This is a genomic window from Seonamhaeicola marinus (assembly GCF_008085455.1).
In genome coordinates, this window is record NZ_VSDQ01000010.1 from 1 (window position 1) to 556 (window position 556).

The 556-nt window shown below is 30.4% G+C and carries 1 protein-coding gene; it reads right to left on the minus strand.

The window, feature by feature from the left end; genetic code table 11:
* Positions 1–537, minus strand: a 537-nt coding sequence (locus FUA24_RS00095) for a DUF1684 domain-containing protein (RefSeq protein WP_148539568.1), incomplete at its 3' end; no start/stop codon positions are given.
* Between the last annotated feature and the right edge of the window lie 19 nt (positions 538–556).

The following is a 556-nucleotide window of genomic DNA, read 5'->3' on the forward strand; positions in this document are numbered from 1 at the left end:
AGGGCATGAATACTTTTCGTTGTATGCACAATAAGGGTTGTAAGCTTCGTTAAAGTTAATAACCATAGTATTACCTTCGGGTATTCTAGTATCAATATATCGGCCACCGCCATAGGTTTCAATACCATTGGTTTCATCTAAAAAAGGTAAAAACAAATAATCTTCATAACCTTCACTTTTCATTAAATCTTTGCCTTGATATATGTTTAATTTACATTTTACACCCTTTAACTCAAAATGTAAAACACCATAAATGCGTTCTTTAGTGACACGCTCTGTAGTGGTTTTCATTGTAAACCATTTTGAATTTGGAGTTCTTTGCAAAGTTGCAGTAACAATGTAACTAGAGTCTACTTTAAAAAAATCTAATCCTGTAAAATGTTTTAAATCTTTTTCTTTTAAAGGCGATTTTGTTACGTCTTTAAACATAGCATTTTGCTCTTTTTGGTAAGCAGTTTCACCTTTTATTGGCTGTTTATCTTGAGAACAACTTACACAAATCATTAAACAAAAACATGCTACAAAAAATTGTTTCATTAGTTATTAGGGTTAAATG